Origin of the sequence: Oryzomonas rubra (assembly GCF_008369015.1) — a bacterium.
In the GTDB taxonomy this organism is placed as follows: Bacteria; Desulfobacterota; Desulfuromonadia; order Geobacterales; family Pseudopelobacteraceae; genus Oryzomonas; species Oryzomonas japonica.
The window spans coordinates 123,593-139,100 of sequence record NZ_SRSD01000003.1; the positions used below are offsets into that span (position 1 = coordinate 123,593).

General features: G+C 58.2%; 13 protein-coding genes and 1 riboswitch. Of the genes, 12 read left to right on the plus strand and 1 reads right to left on the minus strand.

The window, feature by feature from the left end; genetic code table 11:
* Position 1 precedes the first annotated feature (1 nt).
* From kdpB to mnmA, 12 genes are all read left to right on the plus strand, one after another.
* Complete coding sequence (gene kdpB / locus ET418_RS05640; protein ID WP_149306614.1) at positions 2-2,071, plus strand: potassium-transporting ATPase subunit KdpB; 2,070 nt, start codon at positions 2-4, stop codon at positions 2,069-2,071.
* 24 nt (positions 2,072-2,095) lie between these two features.
* The gene (gene kdpC, locus ET418_RS05645) at positions 2,096-2,665 is read left to right on the plus strand and encodes a potassium-transporting ATPase subunit KdpC (RefSeq protein WP_149306615.1); all 570 of its coding nucleotides are present in this window, start codon (positions 2,096-2,098) and stop codon (positions 2,663-2,665) included.
* 233 nt (positions 2,666-2,898) lie between these two features.
* A complete protein-coding gene (locus tag ET418_RS05650; RefSeq protein WP_149306616.1) occupies positions 2,899-3,864 on the plus strand; it encodes a GTPase-activating protein in 966 nt (321 codons plus the stop codon).
* Positions 3,865-3,895: 31 nt separating this feature from the next.
* Positions 3,896-4,645: a hypothetical protein gene (locus ET418_RS05655; RefSeq protein WP_149306617.1), complete on the plus strand. Its 750-nt coding sequence runs from the start codon at positions 3,896-3,898 to the stop codon at positions 4,643-4,645.
* Positions 4,646-4,695: 50 nt separating this feature from the next.
* Positions 4,696-6,519 (plus strand): hypothetical protein, encoded by a 1,824-nt coding sequence (locus ET418_RS05660; RefSeq protein WP_149306618.1) that lies wholly within the window; start codon positions 4,696-4,698, stop codon positions 6,517-6,519.
* A 40-nt stretch (positions 6,520-6,559) separates the two neighbouring features.
* Complete coding sequence (locus ET418_RS05665) at positions 6,560-8,041, plus strand: hypothetical protein (protein ID WP_149306619.1); 1,482 nt, start codon at positions 6,560-6,562, stop codon at positions 8,039-8,041.
* 72 nt (positions 8,042-8,113) lie between these two features.
* Positions 8,114-8,476 (plus strand): cytochrome C, encoded by a 363-nt coding sequence (locus ET418_RS05670; RefSeq protein ID WP_149306620.1) that lies wholly within the window; start codon positions 8,114-8,116, stop codon positions 8,474-8,476.
* Between the two features lie 260 nt (positions 8,477-8,736).
* A complete protein-coding gene (locus ET418_RS05675; RefSeq protein ID WP_149306621.1) occupies positions 8,737-9,243 on the plus strand; it encodes a chemotaxis protein CheX in 507 nt (168 codons plus the stop codon).
* 141 nt (positions 9,244-9,384) lie between these two features.
* A riboswitch (SAM riboswitch) is annotated at positions 9,385-9,491 on the plus strand.
* Positions 9,492-9,556: 65 nt separating this feature from the next.
* The gene (locus tag ET418_RS05680; protein ID WP_149306622.1) at positions 9,557-10,693 is read left to right on the plus strand and encodes a trans-sulfuration enzyme family protein; all 1,137 of its coding nucleotides are present in this window, start codon (positions 9,557-9,559) and stop codon (positions 10,691-10,693) included.
* Between the two features lie 10 nt (positions 10,694-10,703).
* Complete coding sequence (locus ET418_RS05685; protein WP_149306623.1) at positions 10,704-11,840, plus strand: trans-sulfuration enzyme family protein; 1,137 nt, start codon at positions 10,704-10,706, stop codon at positions 11,838-11,840.
* Between the two features lie 93 nt (positions 11,841-11,933).
* Positions 11,934-12,740 carry a sulfur carrier protein ThiS adenylyltransferase ThiF gene (gene thiF / locus ET418_RS05690; RefSeq protein ID WP_149306624.1) on the plus strand — a complete coding sequence of 269 codons (807 nt, stop codon included), beginning with the start codon at positions 11,934-11,936 and terminating at the stop codon, positions 12,738-12,740.
* On the plus strand, positions 12,740-13,840 hold the full coding sequence (gene mnmA, locus ET418_RS05695; RefSeq protein WP_149306625.1) for a tRNA 2-thiouridine(34) synthase MnmA: 1,101 nt from the start codon (positions 12,740-12,742) through the stop codon (positions 13,838-13,840). The genes thiF and mnmA overlap by 1 nt, the downstream gene beginning before the upstream one ends.
* 48 nt (positions 13,841-13,888) lie before the next feature.
* Here the strand turns inward: mnmA and ET418_RS05700 are convergent, their stop codons facing one another.
* Positions 13,889-15,454, minus strand: coding sequence for a hypothetical protein (locus tag ET418_RS05700; protein ID WP_149306626.1), 1,566 nt, complete (start codon positions 15,452-15,454; stop codon positions 13,889-13,891).
* Positions 15,455-15,508 lie beyond the last annotated feature (54 nt).

Sequence of the window (15,508 nt, forward strand, 5' to 3'; positions counted from 1 at the left end):
CATGGCGAAGCACGCACAACAACCTCAATCGGCTTTCGATAGAGAACTCATAGGGGGAGCTCTGGCCGACTCCCTGAAGAAACTCGATCCCCGTTCCCTGTGGCGCAATCCGGTCATGTTCTGCGTGGAGATCGCCAGCGTCATAACCCTGATCACCTTTGTCATGTCGCTCACCGGCAGCAACAGGGAACCGGCCTGGTTCACCGGCGCCGTGTCGGTGTGGCTCTGGTTGACGGTGATCTTCTCAACCTTTGCCGAGGCTCTGGCCGAGGGGCGCGGCAAGGCGCGGGCCGCCTCCCTGCGCAAGGCGCGGACCGACATATCGGCCAAGCTCCTCGCCGGGCCCGAATTCGGCAGCGCCTCGACGGCCGTGGCCGCCAGCCAACTCCGCAAGGGTGATTACATCCTGGTGGAGGCGAACGACATGATCGCCGGCGATGGCGACGTGGTAGCCGGCGCAGCGCTGGTGAACGAATCGGCCGTCACCGGCGAATCCGCCCCGGTGATCCGGGAGTCGGGCGGCGACCGCAGCGCCGTCACCGGCGGCACCACGGTCATCGCCAACGCCATCATCGTGCGGATCACCGCCAATCCGGGCGAAACCTTCCTGGACCGCATGATCTGCCTGATCGAGGGCGCCAAACGGCGCAAGACTCCCAACGAGATTGCCCTGGAGGTCTTGCTGATCGCCTTGACCCTGGTGTTCCTGCTGGTCTGCGCCAACATGAGCCCGCTCTCCATCTACAGCGTCAAGGCGGCCGGCCACGGAACGCCGGTTTCGCTGACCATCCTGGTGGCGCTCTTCGTCTGCCTGGCCCCCACCACCATCGCGGCGCTCCTGCCGGCCATCGGCATCGCCGGCATGGACCGCCTCTTCCAGAAAAATGTCATCGCCCTGTCGGGGCGCGCCATCGAGGCGGCCGGCGACGTAAATGTGCTGCTCCTGGACAAGACCGGCACCATCACCCTCGGCAACCGGGAGGCGGTGGCCTGTGTCCCACTGGGGGGCCACAGCGAGCAGGAGGTGGCCGAGGCGGCACTCATGGCATCACTGAGCGACGAGACCCCTGAAGGGCGCAGCATCGTGGCCCTTGCCCGGCAAAAGTACGGTTTCACCAGGGACGCACCGCCCGCAGGGTCCGAGGCCATCGTTTTCAGCGCCGACACCCGTCTTTCAGGGATCAACGCCAACGGCATACAGTACCGCAAGGGCGCCGCCGACTCGGCGGTGGCCTTCGTCAGAAGCCTGGGAGCCACGTCCGTGCCCAGCGACCTGGGCGAGATCGTGGACAGGATCGCCCGCGGCGGCGCGACCCCGCTGGTGGTCAGCCGCAATGAGGAGATCTTCGGCGTGGTCAACCTTAAGGACATCGTCAAGGGGGGCATCCAGGAGCGCTTCCTGCAACTGCGCAGCATGGGGATCAAGACTGTCATGATCACCGGCGACAATCCGCTCACCGCCGCCGCCATTGCCGCCGAGGCCCAGGTGGACGATTTCCTGGCCCAGGCCAAACCCGAGGACAAACTGCGGCTGATCCGGGAGTATCAGGAGCAGGGGTTCATGGTAGCCATGACCGGCGACGGCACCAACGACGCCCCGGCACTGGCCCAGGCCGACGTGGCCGTGGCCATGAACACCGGGACCCAACCAGCCCGTGAGGCGGCCAACATCATCGACCTGGACAGCAACCCCACGAAACTGCTGGACATCGTGGAGGTGGGCAAACAGATACTCATGACCCGTGGCAACCTGACCACCTTCAGCATCTCCAACGACATCGCCAAATACTTCGCCATCATCCCGGCGGCGCTGCTCTCCATCTATCCCCAACTGGGGGTGCTCAACGTGATGCATCTGGCCAGCCCCTACAGCGCCATCCTGTCGGCGGTGATCTTCAACGCCATCATCATCCCGATGCTGGTGCCGCTGGCCCTGAAGGGAACCAGGTTCCGCCCCATGCCCGCCGAAAGGCTCCTGATCCATAACCTGCTCATCTATGGGGTTGGAGGCATCATTGCCCCCTTTGTCGGCATCAAGGCCATCGATCTGGTGGTGGGGCTGTTGGCGTAACACATACTCACAGGAGAGAACGACATGAACGACCTGCGCTCGGCAATCCTTATGTTCCTCGTATTCACCATCATCTGCGGCGGCGTCTATCCGGCCATCGTTACCGGAGTCGCCTCTGCCGTTTTCCCCCATCAGGCCGCGGGGAGCTTCATAACCGACGCAGATAGCAAGGAGGCCGGCTCCGCCCTGATCGGGCAGCCCTTCTCCGCTCCGAAGTACTTCTGGCCGCGCCCTTCGGCCACCACCGATTTCGCTTACAATCCCATGGCATCGGGCGGGTCCAATGCTGGGCCGACCACCCCCGACTTCATCAAGACGGTCGGGGACCGGATAGCGTCGTTGCGCACCGCAGGGGTGGCCGACCCGATTCCCGCCGACCTGGTATTGGCTTCGGCCAGCGGGCTCGATCCCCATATTACGCCGGCCGCCGCACGGCTCCAGATACCTCGAATCGCCAAGGCCCGCCGCTTGGACGAGGGAACAGTGGCAGCGATCCTGTCCCGGAGTGTCGAAGACCGCCAAATGGGCTTTTTGGGGGAATCCCGGGTGAATGTGCTCATGCTGAATCTGGCGCTGGACAGGCTGAAGCCGTAGACGAGGAGCGGTCATATCGTATCGGAACCGCACATACCCTTTGGTCGCATGGCCTCCCGCATCGAGAGGCCATGTCTGTTTTTAGTGGTGAAAAGTGATTGCTAAAATTAAGTTAATGGCAATCAAGTTATGTATAAATAAGCATAATTGTTTGACATGATTTTTGAACAGGTATACAAATATGAAACATTAGCCGACTGCTGTTATGATGATTTCTACTCTAGGAGATAGTTATGTTCCTTCTTCCGAAAGGCAACCCTCTTTTTGAGAATCTGGCAGTCGGCACGCTGAAGCTGCCGGAAGTCCTGGCAAAGCTGAGCACCGGCAATTTCACCGGATATGCCAGCTTTGTTTTTCAGGAATCGACTATCACCCTGGTGTTTGAGGCAGGTAAAGTAGTCAGTGCGCTGCACGAAGAAGAAAACGGCAACCGGCAAACCGGCCTTGAGGCCCTGACGGCCCTGTGCCACCTGATGGTCGGCACAAGCGGCGGCACCCTCAACGTCTACAAGCTTTCCAAAGACCTCACCAGGTGTATCCATGCCCTGCTCCAGGGCGAGATTCTCTACAAGGCACAGGAACTGAAACTGGTCGATATCAAGGCCCTTCTGGAAAAAATCGGTACCGACAGGATGAGTGGCTGCCTGCGGATTTACACCGATGAGCGTTCAACCATAATCTTCTACAAGGACGGCGTTCCCCTGGGATTTTTCCATGACGGTTCCCAGGATATCGAGACATCATCCAGCGAATCCCAGAAGATCGCCGGGCTACCCGGCGCCAAGATCGATCTTTTCACGACCCAGGGGGTTGAGCACCTGATGGGGCTGAACCTGCTGGAGATAATCAACATTCAGAACATCTGGGAAACCGCCGTTGCGCTTCAGCAATCCGAGATCAATAGAATCAATACGGCACGCGAAGAGCGGGAGAGAAAGAACATTGCCGGAAAACTCGAGGAACTGGAAGATCAGGTAAAGACCATTGTCGTCGAATCTGTGGGCAGGGTCGGGCGGGGTATCGTCGATAAAGAGCTGAATGATCAGGGCGGCAACAGCTGTCTGCTCGACGAGACCAATGTTGTGAAATTCCTCGCCGGCGTCGAGCGTTCGGCAAAGCTGCTCATCAGCGCAACCAGCCTTAAAGTAATGATGGAACAACTTTCCAGAACCATCACCGCGGCCAAATCGGGACATTGAACACTTTTTATAGCGCAATCGGAGGCTAATAATGGAACAATTCATTGAGTTGCTCTCCCAGGTCAACACCTTTGAGCTTATCAGGACGATCTTCTGGGGCTTGGCCGGTGCCATAAGTTTTTACTTCAGTATCGGCAACGCCCGCGTGTGGACCAGCATTTCCATCGGCTTCTTTCTCATCTTCCTCGGGCAGGCGTATGCCATTAATCCCTGGGTCCACTATTACAAACTTTCCGCGTTCCACAATATTGTCGGGACCGTGGCGATCGTCGTAATCACCCATGGCTTTCTGGAGTACTATGTTTTTTGCCGCACCTTCGAGATTTCAGGCAAGAAGGTTACAGTCTATCTTTTCTCACTGCTCATCCTGGTCGCAGGCGGCTTCTTCCTGTTTGTTAATCCGACCCCCAGCCCCAATACCATCAGGAACTTTAAAATCGTCGAGAACGCCATCTGGGTGTTTCTCTCGATCATGAACCTGGAACTGATCCGCAAGATCTATGTCGCCATCAAAGACTCCCCCATTTCAAAGGGGTTCATAGCCTTTGGCATTGTTTTCTTCCTGATTTTCCTCTGGAGGGGCTCGGAGCTCTATCTGCAAATCTTCCAGTGGGATAAGGACTGGCAGGACATTATCGCCGTCATGACCGACGAGGTGTCGGATATCGACAAATTTGCCGACCGCGTGCAGATTTCGACCCTCGTCAACAAGTATGCCGGCTTCCTGTCCAGCCTTTCCGTCGGGGGTACGTTCATCTATATCTACCGTTTGCTGAGATAGCTAGACTGCCGTTGAAAGGCATGTTGCGCATTTTTTCAGGAGGATCACACATGGTCTCAAGAATTATCGCTGCATCATTGCTTCTGACAACGTTCCTGCTGGCCTTGGCCGGCTGCGGCGAAAAAACGGTTACGGCCAGCGGCAGCACAAAGCTGGCCCAGTCGGAAGCCTGCTTCAACAACAATTGCCATCAAAACGCCGTCAGTCCCGGCACCGGCAAGAATATCGCCGAGGAATGGAAACTTTCGGTCCACAACACCTCCAACGCCGCCGGTTGCGCCGATTGCCACGAGCCCGAGGCGGGACACCCCAACAGTTGCAGCCGGTGCCATGGCGGTACGCCGAGCGGTACGCCGGGCAGCGCGAATCACGTCAGCAGGAACCCGGATACCGACGGCAAGTGCGACAAGTGCCATGCCAAGTCAAATGGGATATTTAACATAACTACCTATGACGGGATAACCGTTGATACACAATTCAGCCATTTCAGTACCAGTGCTAGCACTAAAGTGCAGCGCCCCGTCTACGTCGCCGCCAATTACAAGCACTACTGTCGTAAGTGTCACAATCCCCACGATACCACCACAGCCAAGACAATGCTTCAGCAGTGGTCCCGTTCCGCCATGGGGGGCCCCACCCTTCCCAGCACCATTGACTTCAAAACCCGTGGCAGTGCGCTGGCGGCGAGTGCCAATTACGGCGGTTTCTGCGTACGTTGCCACACCTCCACCGGTTTTATCAACTTCGTAACATCCAATTTCACCAATGTAAATGCACTACCAAGCGACTCAACCCGCGAGCCAACCGCGGCCTGCGACACCTGCCACAGCGACGGCAGGTCCAACGATGGGAGTGCCTACAGCGGCAAACTGCGCAGTGTACCGGCAGCTTCGATCTGGTACATGTACTCATCCCACCCCGCAGGCGTCTCCCTAATCCGGGCCTCGTTGAATATTCAGTACGACTCACTTGGCAATTCAAACGTATGCATGCCGTGTCACGCAGGGCGCGAAGTCGGGGAAATGATCAAAACCGCCGACAAACTCGGCTTGTTTGACTATAACGGCTTGAACCCTAACGCCATCTCGCCGCACGATTTTGCCTCTGGGGCCAACCTTCAGGGAAGGAGCGGCTTCCAGTTTTTCGCCGACTCCATGTACGCGGTCAACCCAACACACAAAAATGTCGGTGCCGCTCTGAACATGGCGTCAAAAGGCGCCTGCATCGTCTGCCACATGACCAATGACCGTCCCCACTACGTCTTGGCGGCAAGTTGGGGGAATACCAGTACCGTCAGCAATTCCATCAAAAACATGCTGAGTGAGCAACCAGTATGCAGTAAATGCCATTATTCAGGCTCCACGGTAGCGGACCCGAGACCGCGCACGGCAGCATTCATGAACGCCGAACGTGACAGCTACCGTGCAGCAGTGCTGGTGCTCAACGCCCTGTTGAGAAGCCGCGGTGTTTACGGTTCTACTCCCAATCTAAGTCCCAACAACAACTGGAAGAAATTCGGCAATTACACCGTGGCGGCCTCCGGTACCAGCAAAATCCGCGCCGGAGCCTACACCATGGGTGCCTACTTCAACTACAGCCTCTTCTTCAACGATCCGGCCGGATACACCCACAATCCGATCTATTCCAAACAGCTCATCTATGACTCGATCGACTGGCTGGTGAATAACAATCAGAATTTTACCGCCGGCGCAAACCCCGGCACTGTCTATACGGCCATCCATACGGCCACCATGCCGACATTGCCGCTTACCGGCAGCGGATTAACCTACTCGGGCCCCTACAATACCGAGCAGGCCTTGAACTTCATCTGCAAAAACTACGACAGTAGTTCAGGGATGTGCTACCGCTGGTAACGATTTTAATTTAATCAAATTACAGGAGGAAGACACCACCATGACAAGAAAACCGGCTTTGATTCTGTGCCTTATAGGATCTTGTCTTGTCCAACTGATTGTGGTTGCCTCATCCCACGCCATCCCTGCATTCAGCCGCGCCTACAAGGTCGAATGCAGCACCTGCCATACCATCTACCCCGAATTGAACGAGTACGGCGAGGCGTTCCTTAAAAACTCATACGTCTACTTCGGCAAGGGACAGAAGGCGGCCAAGGCCAAGGAAGCCCCCCCCGCCCCCAAGGCGACAGCCAAGCCGGCTGGCGGGGCCATAGAGGTGAAGGGTGAAGGTGACGCCGACAAGTTGAGCAAATTGAAGGGCAGGGCACTGGGGGCCGCAGAGGCGTCCGCACCCGAGCCGGCCCAGGAAGCGGCTGCGCCTGACGCCGCTCCCGGGGGCGAGGCCAAGCCCGAAGGGCTTCTCCTGGCGGCCATCCCCGAACTTCTGCCCATATCCTTCACCGCCTCGATACATGCGACCTACGACCACAGCGCCGCCAACGAGCTCGACCTCTCGACACGTGCCCTCAAACTGAACGCCGGCGGCAATTTCCGGGAAAAGGTCGCCTTTTTCGCCACCTATGTGGCCTACAGCGAGAATACCGACAACATCCTGAATACGAATACGACGAGCACCACCCCGGCCAACAACAGCACCAATATCAATGAACTATTCGTCATCTGGCGCCACGCCTTCGACACCCCCATCAACTTCAAAGTGGGGCGCATGCAGCCGAAACTCGGGCTCTGGAAGTCCAACAACAAACTCTCCACGACCAACTCCTTTGCCCCCTACGCCTACACGGTCGGCACTTCCGAATTCAAGCTCGAACAGCCCCAAGACGCACTGGAGGCCAACGCCGTCCTTGCTAACCGCTTCTTCGTCGCCGCCGGGGTGGTGAACCGCAAGTATCAAAACACCAAGGAAGGTTATGGCCACATCTCCTACAAGTTCGGCGGGGCGGATTACCTGGCAAACGAACCGGAGGTGGATCTGGCCAAGGAGGAGAGCATCTTCGACTTCCTGACGGTCACCGTTGGGGCCTACGGCTACTATGGCAAGAATGGTACCCCAAACACCACGGAAGGCGGCCTCATCCAGAACAGCTACTATCGCAGCGGCCTGGACCTGGACATCCTCTACAAGCTCTTCAGGCTCAGGGTGGCCGGGGTGCTGGGCAAGGACGACAACCCCTACCTGACCACGACCCCGACCGAGGTAAAGTCCTATGTTGCCGCCGTTGAAGGCGAGTATACCTTTCTCCAGAACCTCATCGGTGCCATGCGGTTCGAATATCAGGATGACGGACGCGGCCTGGTGCGTCGTTTTATCCCGACCCTCGCCTACGCACCCCTTCAAAACGTAAAGGTGGCCCTGGAGTACAAACATGAGATCGCCTCTGCGTACAAATCGACCGTGAGCTCGAGCGCCCAGGATTTCACCAACAAGATCGGGACCCTCGGGGTGACGTTCAGCTTCTGATGTTTACGTCATGACCACCCCCAGGGTTCTTTGCTATACTAGCCGCCATAATCTCGTCTGAAGGAGTCTCACATGCGGAAGCTCATCATACTGGTCACGCTCTTCACGCTTGTTATTGCCTCGGTTGCCGATGCACGCATCAGGGTAAAGGGACGCGGGGACAGAATGAATTTCGATCCCGACAGCATCCCGGCCAACTACAGGGCATCGTTCGATCTCATGTCGCGGAAATGCGTCAAGTGCCACACCATGGAACGGACCGTCATTGCCGTGCAGACCGGGAGGGCTCCCATCACCGGCCAGCCCTTTGACCGGCAGGCGGTAAAGGCCTATGGCATCAAAATGCTGCGGAAACCCAATTCCAATATGAACAAACAAGAGATCAGGGAAGTTGTCATACTGTTGAATTACCTGCTTGACGAGAACGCACGGTAGGGGCATCGGCAACACTGGCGTTTGGCCCCCTGTTATCTGCCTGTTCCACACAGCCTCGCCCCTCCCGGTGCGAGGCTGTTTTTATATTATAATCGTCTTATTTTATCTTGAAATTTCCATCCCAATTATGCAGAGTAGGGCTTTATACCGATAGCATCGGAACCAATCGCACGTGTGGGCATATTGGTCGTTTGACGGAAGGGGGGAAGCGGTGCGCCTTTCGTCATGCGTGATCGGCCCCGCGGACAAAGGGGCGTGCCATGCCGCTGAAAAATGACCTCCTGGACGCTCTTCACACGAGCGAAGACGAACTGCTCAAACACCTTATCCGTGATGTGGAAGAGGTGTTCTGCACCATGGTAGGCATGGAAAACCTGCTGCACCTCCCGCTCCAGGTGGCACCGGAGACACATTTCAAGGACTGCATTACGGCAATGGTCGGGTTTGCCGGTGTGTATAACGGCCTGGTGAGCCTGCATGCCCCCCAGAAGCTGGCGCTCGCCTTTACATCAAGCATGCTCGGCATGGAAGTCACCGAGTTGAACGACGATGTTCGCGATGCCCTGGGCGAGATCTCCAACATGATTGCCGGTTCCTTCAAGCAGCATATCTCACCGGGCGGCGCCGATATCAAGCTGTCAACTCCTTCGCTGGTCAGTGGCGACGATTACTATGTCAATGCCGGCAACAATCTCGACACGCTCACCCTCCGGTTCGCAACCGATGAGGATTGGTTCATGGTGGCGATAGTGCTCGAAAAAGAATGAGCAAGGGAGGGCCGCCGGACCGGCAATGATAACCACCCGTCCCACTGCGTTCCGAGCCTCTCCCGCTAAAATATTATTGACAAGATTGGTGGCATATCGTAGGCTCAACCCACAATAATTCACACAAAAAATACATAAAATTTCTTATCGAGAGCGACCGAGGGACTGGCCCAACGACGTCGCGGCAACCAACCTGCAAGGGTAAGGTGCCAATTCCAGCGAAACCGCACGGTTTCGGGAGATAAGGAAGAGATGCCCTAGAGGAATCCTCTTCCACACCCCGGAAGGGGATTTTTATTTTGGGAGGTAGAAGATGAATATCAGTACGCAGGCGGTTCAGATCGGTCTGGAATGGGATACCCGGACCGGCGCGGTTTCGGTGCCCATTTATCAGACCGCCACGTTCAGGCATCCGGGGCTCGGCCAGAGCACCGGCTATGATTACAGCCGCTCGGGCAACCCAACCCGTCAGTCCCTGGAAGACGGCATGGCCCGCCTTGATAACGGGGCACGCGCCTTTGCCTATTCCTCCGGCATGGCCGCCATCGCCAACCTGCTGTTGCTGTTTCGTTCGGGGGACCACCTGGTCGTTACCGAGGACCTGTACGGCGGTACCTGCCGCCTGTTCGACAAGGTGTTCAACCAGTTCGGGCTGACCTTCAGCTATGTCGACACGAGCGACGTGGAGGCGGTGCGGGCAGCGCTCACGCCCCGGACCAGGGCGGTATTCGCCGAATCGCTCACCAACCCCCTGCTGAAGTTCGCCGACATCCCTGCCCTGTCCACCCTCTGCCGTGACCGCGACCTGCTCCTCATCGTGGACAACACCTTTCTCACCCCGTACCTCCTGCGCCCCCTGGACCTGGGAGCCGACATCGCCGTCTACAGCGCGTCCAAATACCTGGCCGGCCACAACGACACCATCGCGGGGCTGGTGGTGGTCAAGGACGCCGAACTGGCCGAGCGGGTCTACTACCACCAGAACGCCGCCGGTACGGTGCTGGGGCCCCAGGACTCCTGGCTGGTGATGCGCGGCATAAAGACCCTGGGGGTTCGCCTGGACCGGCAACAGGAAAATGCCGCAAAAATCGCCGGCTGGCTGAAAAACCACCCGGCCATCGCCAAGGTCTATTACCCGGGTCTCGAAGACCACCCCGGTCATGCCCTGGTAAAGCGCGATTCCCGCGGCTTCGGCGCCATGATCGCCTTTGAGGTCGCGACCCACGCCCTGGTGGAACAGGTGCTCCTGAAAACGCGCCTGATCTCCTTTGCGGAGAGCCTGGGCGGGGTGGAAAGCCTGATCACCTTTCCCGAGGTACAGACCCACGCCGATATACCGCTTGAACTCCGGGCGCGACTCGGCATCAACAACACCCTGCTGCGCCTGTCGGTCGGCATCGAGGACGGCAGCGACCTGATCGAAGATTTGAACCAAGCCCTGGAAGCGTAAGGAGACGACCATGAAATTTGCAACCCAACTCATTCACGGCGGCCAGACCGCCGATCCCTTGACCGGCGCGCTGGGCGTGCCCATCTACCAGACCTCCACCTATCGTCAACAATCGGTGGACCACTTCGGGAAATACGACTACGCCCGTTCCGACAACCCCACCCGCGAGGCGTTGGAGGTGGCCATCGCCGGGCTGGAAAAGGGGAGCCGGGCCTTTGCCTTTGCCTCCGGCATGGCGGCCATTTCCTCCACCCTGTTGATCTTCTCTCCCGGCGATCATCTGGTGGTGTGCGAAGATGTCTACGGCGGCGCCTACCGGGTGCTGACCAGTATCTTCCAGCGCCTCGGCATCAGTTCCACCTTCGTTGACGCCACCAGCCTTGATGCCATCGAGGCCGCCATCAGGCCGGAAACCAAGGGCATCTACCTGGAAAGCCCCTCCAACCCGCTGCTCAAGGTCACCGACCTGCGCGGGGTCGTGGCCTTGGCCCGGCCACGGGGTATCATCACCCTGGTTGACAATACCTTCATGACCCCTTACCTGCAACGCCCCCTGGAACTCGGTTGCGATATCGTTCTGCACAGCGGCACCAAGTTCCTGAACGGCCACAGCGACGTCATCTGCGGTTTCGCCGTTGTCAGCGACCCGGAACTGGGCAATCGTATCCGCTTCATCCAGAATGCCTTCGGCGCCATCCTGGGCCCCCAGGATTCTTTTTTGACCCTGCGGGGGCTCAAGACGCTCAAAGTCAGGATGGACCAGAGCCAACGGAGCGCGGAAAAGATCGCGGCCTGGCTCCAAACCAAAAAGTCAGTCCTCAAGGTGCATTACCCCGGACTCGCCGACCATCCCGGCCATGCCGTCAATGCCGCCCAGGCCGACGGCCCCGGCGCCGTTCTCTCCTTCGAGCTCGAATCCTACGCGTTAACCAAGGAACTATTGGAGAAAGCGCAGCTTTCCGCCTTTGCCGTCAGCCTGGGGGGGGTGGAAAGCATCATCTCCTACCCGGCAAAGATGTCCCACGCGGCAGTTCCCAAAGCAGAACGGGAAAAGAAGGGGATCAAGGACACCCTGGTGCGTTTCTCGGTCGGGCTGGAGGATGTTGACGACCTGATTGCCGACCTCCAGCAGGTCATTGGCCGTTAGATAATAGTCTTGTCTTTCCGAAAGTTTGAGATTAAACATCCGACAGTGCCGGAATGCCCCGGCGATACTTTACAGACGAAAAGCAGTTTGCCCATGCGCATACGGATAAACGAGATAGCAACGGAAATCGACCCGGGGGCAACCCTGGCGTCACTGGCTGCGCAATGGAAACCGGGCGCAGACGTGCTGATCCACAACGGGTTTCCGGCTCCGGCCGAAACTGCGCTCCGGGATGGCGACGAGGTCTACCTTATCAAACGAGGGGAGCGGCCGTCGGAAGATGAGTTGCAACGGCTGATGGCTGCCCGCCACACCCCGGGCGTGCATGCCCGATTGCAGGCGGCCACGGTCGGCATCGCCGGTGTCGGCGGGCTCGGTTCGGCGGTAGCCGTGGCCCTGGCACGGACAGGCGTCGGCAGGATCGTGATCGCGGATTTCGACGTGGTGGAACCGTCCAACCTCAACCGGCAGCAGTATTTCGTCGACCAACTGGGCCACCCCAAGGTGGCTGCCCTGGCCGACAACCTGGCCCGCATCAACCCCTATATCACGGTGGAACCGCACCACGTCATGCTGAGCCCCGCAAACATCCCTACGGTCTTCGCCTTATGCACCGTTGTGGTCGAGGCCTTTGACCGGGCCGATATGAAGGCCATGCTGGTGGAGACGCTCCTCGCCCTGATGCCGGAGGTCGTGGTCGTGGCCGCATCGGGGCTGGCGGGGTATGGCCCCAACAACGCCATTGTCACCCAGCGGGCAGCCTCCCGCCTGTACCTCGTGGGGGACGGCGAATCGGAGGCCCGGACCGGATGCGGCCTGATGGCCCCGCGGGTCGGTATCGCAGCCGGCCACCAAGCCAATCAGGTGGTGCGAATTATTCTCGGAGAGGAGGGTACCTGATGGACTCCGAAAAAAAACCGGTTGTCGCCGTCGCCATGAGCGGAGGGGTGGACTCATCGGTCACCGCCGCCCTGCTGAAACGTCAGGGGTACGAGGTGATCGGCATTACCATGCAGCTCTTCGCACCGCGCAGCACGGGCAGCGGCTCGGCCGCCCACGATGCCGCAGCCGTGGCCCGGCACCTGGGAATCCCCCACCATGTGATCGGCCTTGAAACGGATTTCCGCCACCTGATCATCCAGGACTTCATCGACGAGTACCGTTGCGGCCGTACCCCCAATCCCTGCGTGCGCTGCAACCGCTACGTCAAGTTCGGCCTGCTGCTGGAACAGGCGCGCGCCGTGGGGGCGGACCTTCTGGCCACCGGCCACTACGTCAGGAACACCGTCGATAGCGCGGGCCTCTGCCATCTGCGGCAAGCACGCTGCATCGGCAAGGATCAGTCCTATTTCCTCTACACACTCTCCCAGGAGCAGCTATCTCAGGTGCTCTTCCCGCTGGGAGAGATGGCGAGCAAGGATGAGGTGCGCCGCCTGGCCCACGAGTTTGCCCTGCCGGTGGCCGACAAGGGTGACAGCCAGGAGGTCTGTTTCATCCCCGACGATGATTACGTGGCGTTCCTGGAAGAAAGCGGCGGCCTGGCGGGAACGCCGGGGAACATCGTGCATGTGGGAGGGCAGGTTGTCGGCCGCCACCGCGGGACGCACCGGTATACCATTGGCCAGCGCAGGGGACTGGGGGTCGCCTGGAACAGGCCTCTGTACGTAACAGCCATCGATACCGACCGCAATGTCGTGGTGGTGGGGGAGGAAGAGTATTTGGCAGCTGCCGGCCTGCTTGCCGCAGAGGTGGGCTGGATCGTCCCCCCGGATGGGAAGGAGTTCCAGACGGCCTGCAAAATCCGCTATCGCCATCACCCGGTTGCGTGCCGGGTCAGGCTGCTGCCGAAAGGCAGATGCGAGGTACGCTTCGATGAACCGCAGCGGGCTGTTACGCCGGGCCAGTCGGTGGTTTTTTACCGGGGTGATGAGGTGCTGGGAGGCGGGAAAATCGCAGGGGCGATAGGACCGTCTGCCCCTTGTGCAGAAGAAACGGTTTGACAGCCGGGCAGGGAAGGCATCCCTCGGGCGGGTGATCACGGTTCGGCATCACCCCTGCGGCGACGCGCCGATCTTATCCCAGGTGGGATTTTCATCGGGCTTGCGGATTTTGAACTCCAGGTAGTGCGCAGCCATCTTGAGTTTTTCCGTTGCCGTCTCCGATTTCGAGAAAACCTCCAGCGATTCCAGGACCCGCTGTACGGCGAGCTGACTGGAAAACCCCTCCCCCTCGGCCAAACTTCGAATGTGGCCGAGAACGGCCTTTTGCTCCTCCGCGGTATCGAACCTCTCGGGACCGGTAAGAAAAAGGATATACCGAGCCATGTTCCGAAGGTCCTCCACCAGCCGTTTCTCGTTGAGCAGCGACTCCATCACCGTCGCGATGCTCCCCTTTTCGGCGTAGTTGAGATTCTTGTTTTCGGCGTAAGAGGTGAGATAATCGAGGGCTGCGGTTCGATTCCGGGTGTCCTGCAGCTTGAAGATCAGTATATTGGCGGCCAGTAGTTTGAGCGCGTCGTTCTCTCCCGGGAGCAAAAAACAGTGGAGCATAAGGGCAATCTTCTCCCGGGCGGCCTCGCTGAGCGTTTCCGTATCCAGCTTCGCCCTGATCTGTTCCAACAGGTCATGTTTGTCGGCATATTCGCCATAGATGATCTTGATGATGAGCCCGCGAACCTCGGTCTCATCGCTCACATCCCATAACTCTTCAACTGCTGCGATGATGCGGCGGCAAATCCCCTTGAGTTTTTCTTCCTTGGGCACTTCATCGTTGTTCCAGTAGTCCGGATAGATATCCATGACCGTGTCGGCTTCTTCAGGGTTCCGCGCCTTTTCCAATACAAATTTGAAATAGTTGAGCATCTTGAGTTGGAACGTTTTGCCGCCATCGTTCAAGGGGCGCAGCAGGTCCTCGAGAAAGGTGATATTCAGACCCGAAGCGCCACTGCACAGGTAGCGATACACCCCTTCCGCCTTTTCGATCTGCTTTTCGATATACTTCTGCCGCAGGGTCGCACCGAGGTTGGTGGACTGCACCTTCTTGAAAAAAACGCTCAGCAGGTTGGAGGCGTGATGTTTGATGTTATAATCTGCATCATCGGAAAGAACGATGTCCAGGCAGGCGTCAAAGATCTTAACCTGTTCGCGCTCGTCTTGTGATGAATCGATATAGGCTTCCAAAATGGCAATTATTTCAGCCATATGGGTTCTATTCCTGCTATTGAGCAGGGTCATGAAGGTATCCCGCAGACTACTGGAATCGATAATACCGAAAAGGAACCGTATCGCCGCATTGCGATGGGCTCCTCCCTTGGTATCTACCGTTTTGAGCAGTTTGAGGATGCTTTCGGCCGGATCGGAAACCCAACCGGGGAGCAGGTCCTCCAGCAGTATCTCGGCCTTTCTCCGGACCCGGGCATCCAGATCATAGACGAAATATTTGGCGATCTCGATCTTGAAGTCATGGTTGCCGTTCGAAGCGGAAATGATCTCGAAAGCGGTGGCCTTGTCCTTGGCGGACAGTTTGGCGATGTCCTTTTTTGCCTTGGATGCATCGTTGATTTTTATGTAAAAATTGACTATGTCTTTAACCGACACTTCGGCATCAAGGGCCATGACAGATCACCTTCCACAAAGATTTGAAGAATTATATACTTATCGCCATCCGAG

Coding starts and splice junctions, on each gene's coding strand:
- ET418_RS05670 (WP_149306620.1), top strand. CDS start 8,114: ATGCGGAAGCTCATCATACTGGTCACGCTCTTCACGCTTGTTATTGCC.
- thiF (WP_149306624.1), top strand. CDS start 11,934: ATGCGCATACGGATAAACGAGATAGCAACGGAAATCGACCCGGGGGCA.
- kdpC (WP_149306615.1), top strand. CDS start 2,096: ATGAACGACCTGCGCTCGGCAATCCTTATGTTCCTCGTATTCACCATC.
- ET418_RS05655 (WP_149306617.1), top strand. CDS start 3,896: ATGGAACAATTCATTGAGTTGCTCTCCCAGGTCAACACCTTTGAGCTT.
- ET418_RS05675 (WP_149306621.1), top strand. CDS start 8,737: ATGCCGCTGAAAAATGACCTCCTGGACGCTCTTCACACGAGCGAAGAC.
- kdpB (WP_149306614.1), top strand. CDS start 2: ATGGCGAAGCACGCACAACAACCTCAATCGGCTTTCGATAGAGAACTC.
- ET418_RS05660 (WP_149306618.1), top strand. CDS start 4,696: ATGGTCTCAAGAATTATCGCTGCATCATTGCTTCTGACAACGTTCCTG.
- ET418_RS05700 (WP_149306626.1), bottom strand. CDS start 15,454: ATGGCCCTTGATGCCGAAGTGTCGGTTAAAGACATAGTCAATTTTTAC.
- ET418_RS05665 (WP_149306619.1), top strand. CDS start 6,560: ATGACAAGAAAACCGGCTTTGATTCTGTGCCTTATAGGATCTTGTCTT.
- ET418_RS05650 (WP_149306616.1), top strand. CDS start 2,899: ATGTTCCTTCTTCCGAAAGGCAACCCTCTTTTTGAGAATCTGGCAGTC.
- mnmA (WP_149306625.1), top strand. CDS start 12,740: ATGGACTCCGAAAAAAAACCGGTTGTCGCCGTCGCCATGAGCGGAGGG.
- ET418_RS05680 (WP_149306622.1), top strand. CDS start 9,557: ATGAATATCAGTACGCAGGCGGTTCAGATCGGTCTGGAATGGGATACC.
- ET418_RS05685 (WP_149306623.1), top strand. CDS start 10,704: ATGAAATTTGCAACCCAACTCATTCACGGCGGCCAGACCGCCGATCCC.